At 64.3% G+C, this 9182-nt stretch carries 7 protein-coding genes; 1 reads left to right on the top strand and 6 read right to left on the bottom strand.

Annotated features, from left to right (window positions below; all coding sequences use genetic code 11):
- The coding region (gene alaS / locus MXAZACID_RS06500; RefSeq protein ID WP_008493396.1) for an alanine--tRNA ligase at positions 1 to 2493 on the bottom strand (2493 nt) is incomplete at its 3' end.
- Between the two features lie 209 nt (positions 2494 to 2702).
- A complete protein-coding gene (recA, locus tag MXAZACID_RS06495; RefSeq protein ID WP_026439525.1) occupies positions 2703 to 3752 on the bottom strand; it encodes a recombinase RecA in 1050 nt (349 codons plus the stop codon).
- Between the two features lie 355 nt (positions 3753 to 4107).
- Between recA and MXAZACID_RS06490 the strand changes: the two genes are divergently transcribed.
- Complete coding sequence (locus MXAZACID_RS06490; RefSeq protein WP_008493394.1) at positions 4108 to 4536, top strand: GFA family protein; 429 nt, start codon at positions 4108 to 4110, stop codon at positions 4534 to 4536.
- 60 nt (positions 4537 to 4596) lie between these two features.
- On the opposite strand, the gene MXAZACID_RS06485 is transcribed toward MXAZACID_RS06490, so the two are convergent.
- From MXAZACID_RS06485 to MXAZACID_RS06470, 4 genes are all read right to left on the bottom strand, one after another.
- The gene (locus tag MXAZACID_RS06485; RefSeq protein ID WP_008493393.1) at positions 4597 to 5823 is read right to left on the bottom strand and encodes an argininosuccinate synthase; all 1227 of its coding nucleotides are present in this window, start codon (positions 5821 to 5823) and stop codon (positions 4597 to 4599) included.
- A gap of 9 nt (positions 5824 to 5832) precedes the next feature.
- Positions 5833 to 6798, bottom strand: coding sequence for a sterol desaturase family protein (locus MXAZACID_RS06480; RefSeq protein WP_008493392.1), 966 nt, complete (start codon positions 6796 to 6798; stop codon positions 5833 to 5835).
- Positions 6799 to 6904: 106 nt separating this feature from the next.
- Complete coding sequence (locus MXAZACID_RS06475) at positions 6905 to 7900, bottom strand: YncE family protein (protein WP_008493391.1); 996 nt, start codon at positions 7898 to 7900, stop codon at positions 6905 to 6907.
- The gene (locus MXAZACID_RS06470; protein WP_008493390.1) at positions 7795 to 9108 is read right to left on the bottom strand and encodes an O-antigen ligase family protein; all 1314 of its coding nucleotides are present in this window, start codon (positions 9106 to 9108) and stop codon (positions 7795 to 7797) included. The genes MXAZACID_RS06475 and MXAZACID_RS06470 overlap by 106 nt, the downstream gene beginning before the upstream one ends.
- Positions 9109 to 9182 lie beyond the last annotated feature (74 nt).

Here is a 9182-nt window from a genome sequence, read left to right as displayed (position 1 = left end):
CACCGCGCTCTGCGGCAGATCATCCGACACCGCGACCACGATGGCGGTCTTCTGCTCGGCGGTGGAGACCAGCGCCACCACGCCCGAGCCCAGCCCCTTCAGCAGGTCGGTGGCGATCGGCCGCAGCTCCTTGGCCGCGACATCGCCGACATTGCGCAGGATCGCCTTCACCCCGTTAATCTCTTCAGCTTCCGAGGCGGTGGCCAGCACCAGCTTCTTCTGCAGCTCCGCCACCTGGCGCTCCAGCCGCTTCTTGTCGTCCTGGAGCTGGGCGATGCGCCCCGGCAGCTCGGCGGGCGGCGCCTTGATCGAGGCCGCAGCCTCGGCCAGCAGCTTGGACTCCGCCTCGATCGCGGCAATCGCCGCTTCCCCGGCCAGCGCCTCGATGCGGCGAATGCCGGCCGAGACCGCGCCCTCGGAGACGATGCGGAACAGCCCGATATCGCCGGTGCGGCTGACATGGGTGCCGCCGCACAGCTCGATCGACCAGGCGGATTTGCCCTCAGCCGGCCCGCCCATGGACACGACGCGAACCTCGTCGCCATATTTCTCGCCGAACAAAGCCATCGCCCCCAGCTTTACCGCCTCATCGGGCGTCATCAGCCGGGTGGTGACTTCGGCATTCTCGCGGATATGCGCATTCACCTCGCGCTCCACCTGCACCAGCTCCTCGGCCGTGATCGGGCGGGGCTGGGAGATGTCGAAGCGCAGCCGGTCCGGCGCGTTCAGCGAGCCTTTCTGGGTCACGTGGGGCCCAAGCGCCCGGCGCATCGCCTCATGCAGCAGATGGGTGGCGGAATGGTGGGCGCGGATGGCGCCGCGGCGCTCATGGTCCACGCTGGCCACCACCGCCTGGCCGACACGGGCCGTGCCCGCCTCCACCACACCGATATGCACATAAAGCGCGCCCAGCTTCTTCTGGGTGTCGGTGATGCGGATGCGCAGATTATCCGGGCCGGTGATATAGCCGGTATCGCCCACCTGGCCGCCGCTCTCGGCGTAGAACGGGGTCTGGTTGAGCAGGATATAGGCGGTCTGCTCCGGTAGCGCCTCGTCGGTCGGCTGGCCGTCCACCACCAGAGCGGTGATGCTGCCCTCGGCGGTCTCGGTGGAATAGCCGAGGAATTCTGTGCCGCCGAGCGTCTCGTTCAGCTCGAACCAGATTGTCTCGGTGGCGGCGTCGCCGGAGCCGGCCCAGGCGGCGCGGGCGCGGGCCTTCTGCTCGGCCATGGCCTCGTTGAAGCCGTCCACATCCACGCTCTTGCCCTCTTCGCGCAAAGCGTCCTGGGTCAGATCCAGCGGGAAGCCGTAAGTGTCATAGAGCTTGAAGGCGACGGCGCCGGGCAGGGCGGCGCCTTGGGCCAGCCCCTCGCTCTCGCTCTTCAGCAGCGAGATGCCGCGGTCCAGCAGCGCGCGGAAACGGTTTTCCTCCAGCTGCAGCGTCTCGGTGATCAGCGCCTCGGCCTGGTTCAGCTCCGGGAAGGCCTGGCCCATCTGGCGGGTCAGCGCCGGCACCAGCCGGTACATCAACGGCTCCTTGGCGCCCATCATGTGCGCATGACGCATCGCGCGGCGCATGATCCGGCGCAGCACATAGCCGCGGCCTTCATTGGAGGGCAGCACGCCATCGGCGATCAGGAAGGAGGAGGAGCGCAGATGATCCGCCACCACGCGATGGCTGATGCGGAAGGCGCCGTCCGGGTCCTGGCCGGTTTCCTCGGCGGAGGCGAGGATCAGCGCGCGCAGCGTGTCCGTGTCGTAATTATCGTGCTTGCCCTGCAGGATGGCGGCGAAGCGCTCAAGGCCCATGCCGGTATCGATGGAGGGGCGGGGCAGGGGCGTGCGCGTACCCGGCGGGCCTTCCTCATATTGCATGAAGACGAGGTTCCAGATCTCGATGAACCGGTCGCCATCCTCATCCGGGGAGCCGGGCGGGCCGCCTTGGATCGAGGGGCCGTGATCATAGAAGATCTCGGAGCAGGGGCCGCAGGGGCCGGTATCGCCCATGCGCCAGAAATTATCATCGGTGGGGATGCGGATGATGCGCTGATCCGGCAGCCCGGCGATCTTCGCCCACAGTCCGGCGGCCTCGTCATCGTCGTGATAGACGGTGACCAGCAGCTTGTCCTTGTTGAGCCCGAAATCCTTGGTCAGCAGCGTCCAGGCATGGAAGATCGCCTGTTCCTTGAAATAATCGCCGAAGGAGAAATTCCCCAGCATTTCAAAGAAGGTGTGGTGGCGGGCGGTGTAGCCCACATTGTCCAGATCATTATGCTTGCCGCCGGCGCGCACGCATTTCTGCGAGGAGGTGGCGCGGTTATAAGGGCGCTTTTCCTGGCCGGTGAAGACATTCTTGAACGGTACCATGCCCGCATTGGTGAAGAGCAGGGTGGGGTCGTTACGCGGCACCAGAGGGGCCGAGGGCACGATCTGGTGGCCATTGCGGCCGAAATAATTCAGGAAGGTGGCGCGGATATCGTTGCTGGTGACCATGTGGGCTGGATTACAAGGCGGACGGGTTTTCGCCAAGCCCGCCCGCCTTCGGCGCGCGGGCCAAAAGGAGCAAAAGTTTTTTGGTGCCGCTTTTTTTCAAAAAAAGCGGCGAAAAGACGAAGGCCGGATCGCCCCTTAAGGGGGCGTCCGGCCTTCGTCAGAAAGGGGACTTTTTGAAAAAAGTCCCCTTAAACCCCCAAAAACTTTTGTCAGTCTTCCCCGGCTTCTTCCCCGCCATCGGCGGCCATCAAAGCCTCGCCCAGCGTCGAAGACTGATCGCGGATCTTCTTCTCGATGCTCTCCGCCACTTTCGGGTTATCGCGCAGGAACTGCTTGGCATTCTCCCGCCCCTGGCCGATGCGCTGGCTGTCATACGAGAACCAGGCGCCGGATTTCTCCACCACCCCGGCCTTCACGCCGAGATCCACCAGCTCGCCGGATTTGGAAATCCCCTCGCCGAACATGATGTCGAACTCCACCTGCCGGAAGGGCGGGGCCAGCTTGTTCTTCACCACCTTCACCCGGACATGGTTGCCCGTCACCTCGTCGCGCTCCTTGATCGAGCCGGTGCGGCGAATTTCCATGCGGATGGAGGAGTAGAATTTCAGCGCATTGCCACCCGTGGTCGTCTCCGGATTGCCGAACATCACGCCGATTTTCAGGCGGATCTGGTTCAGGAAGATCAAGGTGGTGTTGGAGCGCGCCACCGAGCCGGTGATCTTGCGCAGCGCCTGGCTCATCAGGCGGGCATGCAGGCCGACATGGCTGTCGCCCATCTCGCCTTCCAGCTCCGCCCGCGGCACCAGCGCGGCGACGGAGTCGATCACCAGCACATCGATCGAGCCGGAGCGCACCAGCGTATCGGCGATTTCCAGCCCCTGCTCGCCGGTATCGGGCTGCGAGATCAGCAGATTATCCACATCCACGCCGAGCTTGCGGGCATAGATCGGGTCCAGCGCGTGCTCGGCATCCACGAAGGCGCAGACACCGCCGCGCTTCTGCGCCTCGGCCACGGCATGCAGCGCCAGGGTGGTCTTGCCGGAGCTTTCCGGGCCATAGATCTCGATCACGCGGCCGCGCGGCAGGCCGCCAATGCCCAGCGCCAGGTCCAGCCCGAGCGAGCCCGAGGAGATCACCTCGATCGCCTCATTGCCGCCCTTGGCGCCCATGCGCATGATCGAGCCTTTGCCGAAGGCGCGCTCAATCTGCGCCATCGCGGCGTCGAGCGCCTTGTTCTTTTCGAGATCGGGTTTTGCCATCGTCGTCACTGTCGCCATGAAAGGTGCCTCCGGAGCGTCCAACATCGACTCGATTTCTGTCAAACGAGCTTTTTTGCTTGCGGTGGATGCAACCATAGCGTGTTTTCCTGACCTTGCCAGAGGGAATCGTTGAATCGCATCCTGACATGGCGAGAACAAATTAGCAACATGGTCGTTAATAAATTGTTCGCCGTTTGTTCGTGATTTATGGAGGAAATATTGTGATTCCGTAATGTGTATAGAACATTTACTGAACTTCGCTTCAGGCCGGGCTTTGATCCATTCCGGGACAGGGTTTGACGGCCCAGCGCGGCGCGCCATGCTGAGCCATCCAAAAGCAACAAGGCGAGGAAAAATGAGCCAGATCTATCAAGGTGCGTGTTTTTGCGGGGCGGTGGAGCTGACCGTGAGCGGTGATCCGGAGGCGATGGGCTATTGCCATTGCCGCTCCTGCCGCTCCTGGTCTGGCGGGCCGGTGAATGCGTTCACGCTCTGGAAGCCCGAGGCGGTGAAAGTCACCAAGGGCGGGAGCGAGGTGGCCACCTACGCCAAAACCGAGGCCAGCCATCGGCAATATTGCCGCAAATGCGGTGGCCATCTGATGACGGCGCATCCGGGATTCGGGCTGGTGGATGTGTTCGCGGCGACGTTGCCGGCGCTGGATTTCAAGCCCGGCGTGCATGTGAACTACGCCGAGACGGTGCTGCCGATGAAAGACGGCCTGCCCAAGCTGAAAGACTTCCCCGCCGAGCTGGGCGGCAGCGGCGAAATGGCACCGGAATAAAAGAGCAAAAGTTTTTAAGGGGTCTGGGGGGATTTTTACAAAAATCCCCCCAGCTCTTTCTTACAATCCGCCGCCGCGGCGCCCGATCGACGCCCCCAGCCGCAGCCGCAGCGCATTGAGCTTGATGAAGCCCGCCGCATCCTGCTGGTTATACGCCCCGGCATCGTCCTCGAACGTCACCATGCGGGTATTGTAGAGCGAGTTCGGGCTCTCACGCCCGGTGACGATCACATTGCCCTTATAGAGCTTCAGCCGCACCGTGCCGGTCACGGAGGCCTGGCTGGTGTCGATCAGCGCCTGCAGCATCCGCCGCTCCGGCGAGAACCAGAAGCCGTTATAGATCAGCTCCGCATAGCGCGGCATGATGCTGTCCTTCAGGTGCCCGGCCTCGCGGTCCAGCGTGATGCTCTCGATGCCGCGATGCGCGGCGAGCAGGATGGTGCCGCCCGGAGTCTCGTACACGCCGCGGGACTTCATGCCGACGAAGCGGTTCTCCACCAGATCCAGCCGGCCGATACCGTTGGCTTTGCCGTATTCGTTCAGGCGGGTGAGGATGGTGGCCGGCGAGAGCGCCTCGCCATTGATCCCCACCGCGTCACCGTGCTTGAACTCGATGCTGATTTCGGTGACCTGATCGGGCGCTGCCTCCGGCGAGATGGTGCGCTGATACACGATCTCATCCGGCCCCACCGCCGGGTCTTCCAGCACCTTGCCTTCGGAAGAGGAGTGCAGCAGGTTGGCATCCACCGAGAACGGGGCCTCGCCGCGCTTATCCTTGGCAATGGGGATCTGGTTGGTCTCGGCATATTCCAGCAGCTTGGTGCGGCTGGTCAGCTCCCATTCGCGCCAGGGGGCGATGACGCGGATATTCGGGTTCAGCGCGTAATAGCCCAGCTCGAAGCGGACCTGGTCATTGCCCTTGCCGGTGGCGCCATGGGCGACGGCATCGGCCCCGACCATCTCGGCGATCTCGATCTGGCGCTGCGCGATCAGCGGCCGGGCGATGGAGGTGCCCAGCAGATACTGGCCCTCATACAGCGCATTGGCGCGGAACATCGGGAACACGAAATCCTTCACGAAGGTCTCGCGCAGATCCTCGATGAAGATCTCCTTGATGCCGAACATCTCCGCCTTCTTGCGGGCCGGCTCCAGCTCCTCGCCCTGGCCGAGATCGGCGGTGAAGGTCACCACCTCGCACTTATAGGTGTTCTGCAGCCAGCGAAGAATGACCGAGGTGTCCAGCCCGCCGGAATAAGCCAGGACGACCTTTTTGACTTTCTGTTCCATGCTGGCTGCTTATGACGCGGCGCGGCCAATGCCAAGGCTTGCCCAGCTCTTTCCCAGGGCCTGCCAGAATAATTTCAGCCCGGTCGCCTGCTGGGCGAGGTAGGAGCCGCTCACCAAGGCCGCCGGCGCGCGGGCATCGCCGGTGGGCAGATATTCATCGCGGAAATCGGCGGTGCGGAAGATGATGTCCCAGACCGGGAATACCGAGGCGTAATTGCAGCTATGCCGCCCGGCGGCGCGCAGCCCGTGATGGAAGCGGTGAAAGCGCGGCGAGACGAACAGCCATTCCAGCGGCCCGAAGGAGGCGCGGATATTGGCGTGGCTGAGGCTTTCGATGAATTTCATCGCCATCAGCAGCAGCGGGAATTGCAGCGGCGGGATGCCGATGAGCAGCCCGATGGCGAAGAACCAGAAAAAGCTGATCACATCATCCAGCAGATGGTTGCGGTCATCGGACCAGAAGCTCATCTGAGTCTGCGCATGGTGCAGCGCGTGCAGCGCGTACCACCAGCGGAAGGAATGGGAGAGCCGGTGGCGCCAGTAATCGGCGCAATCCAGGATCAGCGCATAGACCAGGAACGTCACCAGCGGATGCCCGAACAGGCCCGGCACCAGGCTGTCCAGGGTCGGTGGGATGAAGCCATGCTCGACCAGCAGCCCGGTGGACCAGGTCTGCACCTGATAGAACAGCACGAAGGTGACGATGGGGGTGACGCCGACGCGGTTGAGGAAGGTGTAAAACACATCCACCAGCACCGCCTTGTTGTCCGGCCAGCGCTCGACCGGCCGCCAGGCCTCCAGCGGCAGGCAGACCGCGTAGGTCACCAGCACCGCGAACATCCCATAGACGCAGATCAGGCACCAATCGAAGGCGAGATCGTCCCAAGCCATCCAGTGCAGCCGGAACAGCACCGGCAGCACCAGATACTGGTCCATATACCCGGCGATGTTGGAGAAGAGACGATCGAGACCCATACCCAAACCCCATGCAGGACTGGCGGCAACCAGCCTTTATAGCGCCCGCCCGCCGCAAAAAGCGAGAGGGCAAAGCCCGTTGTTACAAAGGCTTAAATGACGGCCCTCAGATCCGCTCGGCGGTGATCCGCCCTGGCTGGCGCAGCATGGTGTTGAGGAAGATGCCATGCGGCGAGCGTCCGACCGGGATGGAGCTGTAATGGCCGCTCACCGGGTCGAGGATCGCCACCGATTCCGCGTAACGCAGGCAGATCCAGATATTCCCCTCCGGGTCGATGCCGATATCGTCCGGCCCGCCGGGGATTTCATACTGGCGCATTATCTGGAAGCTGACCGGGTCCAAAGCGGTGAGGCCGGTCCGCCCCGGGCCCCGATTGGAGACGTAGAGGATCTGCTTTTTGGTATCCAGGAAGATGTTATGCGCGCCATCGCCGGTGACGACGCGCCGGGTGATCTGCCCACTCACCGGATCGACCTCGACAAAGCCGCGCCCGCCCATGATGCAGCACAGCACTTTGCCGCGATGCCAGAGCACGCCTGCTGGTGTCTCGCCCACCGTCACCGCCCAACGCTGGGTCATGCTGGTGAGGTCGAAGGAGACCAGCGTGTTGGAATTCTGCATCGAGTTGAAGGACCAGCGGCTGTCCGGCGAGAAATCCAGATGGCTGGGCCAGCGCCCGGGCTTGAAGCGCTTCACCAGCCGCAGCGTGGCGCCGTCATAAACATCCACGAAATCCAGCCGCAGGGCGTTGACCATCAGATATTTGTTATCCGGCGTGTAGCCGAGCTGATACGGGTCGGCGATGCGCTTGCGGCCCAGCGGCGCGCCGGTGATCGGGTCGAAGATGAAAATCGCATTGCCCGAGGCGTCGCAGATGAAAAGCTGGCGGCGGTCGGGGGTCAGGCACCAATGGCTGGGCTCGCGATAAGCCGGCTCGGTCCCGACCACCTGCCGGCTCGCCATGTCGATCAGGCTGATCGAGCCGGCGGCGGAGTTCAGGACGAAGGCGAGGGGGGGCGTTGCCGCCAGGGCCGGAGCAGCCCCGGCGAGGGCGAGGGGCAGGGCGGCGGGCAGGGCGATGGCAGTGCGGCGTGTGAGCATGCTGCCCCTGTAGACCCGTTTTGTGCGTTTGCGAAGATGGCGCTTACCCACAAGAAGAACGCCGAGGCGGTCCCCGCGATCAGGGTATTGTCGGTCAGGGATTGCACGGCGAATGCAATGAAAATCAACCGCATCAGCCAGGCCTGCCGGGCCGGCAGAAGCGCCGTGCCGCGCGCGACCCAGAGCAGCATCAGCCCCAGCAGCAGCCCCAACCCCAGCACCCCGCCCTCGGTGCCGATGCGCAGATATTCATCATGCGCGGCATTGGTGCCGATCAGCCGGGCCAGCGGCGCGCTGAGCGGAATGATGATCTTGCCCGCCCCCACCCCCCAGCCCACCCAGGGCGAGTGGGTGATCGCATTCCAGAAATACGGCCAGACCAACGTGCGGTTGGACAGGTTGTCCGCCAGGCCAAGATGGGTCATGTCCACCACCCGCAGAAACTCCAGCTGGCTGAAACAGAGCGCCAGCAGCGCCAGCAGCGCCCCCGCCAAGGCAAGGGCCCGCAGGCAGCCGCGCTGGGCCAGCAGCGCCGCCAGCGTGAGCCCCCCCAAAGCCAGCGGCGAGCGCGCCCCGGTGAGCAGGATGATGGTGAAATTGACCCCGGTCAGCAGCGCCACGGCCCGGCGCGGCCGCGCCGCCAGCTCCAGCACCCCGGCATACAGCCCCACCAGCGCCGCCCCGGCCAGAAAGGGCGGCTGCCCATCCCCGCCCAGCCGCAGCGCCCCCAGCTCCAGCGTATAAAACCGGTCCAGCCCCGCCAGCGCCAGCATCGCCGCCACCCCCACGGCGCAGAGCGGGGCGATCATCACCGCCCTGCAGGCGGCGCGGCTGAACCCCTCATCCTGGCGGACAAAGCCGAACAGAAACGGCGCGGCGGAGCCGACCAGCGACCGCGCCGAGGCCTCCAGGCTCAGTCCCGGATGCAGCCCATGGATCAGCCCGACGCAGAACATCAGCAGAAACGCCAGGGACGGATTGCCCACATCCCGCCGCGGCCCGTAGCGCCAGAGTGCCCCGGCCAGCACCAGCAGCCCGTAGAGCTTGAGCAGCCCCGCCGTCGCTTCCAGGCTGCCGGTGGCGCCACTCAGCCAGCCATCCGGCGCGGTGGCCAGCGCCAGCACCCACAGCACCAGCCCCACCCGCGGCCGCATCAGGGCCAGCAGCACGAGCGGCAACGCATAAACCACAACCAGGAATTGCAGCATGGCTCGTCATAGCCCATTTCTGAGGTCGTTTCAAAAGTCTCTATGGCGAGTCGCCAGGCGGTGATTTGTGAGCA

The sequence above is a fragment of the Acidocella sp. MX-AZ02 genome (assembly GCF_000306035.1).
GTDB lineage: Bacteria > Pseudomonadota > Alphaproteobacteria > Acetobacterales > Acetobacteraceae > Acidocella > Acidocella facilis.
Note: the sequence above shows the minus strand (reverse complement) of the source record. Positions and strands in the feature narration are given on the sequence as shown.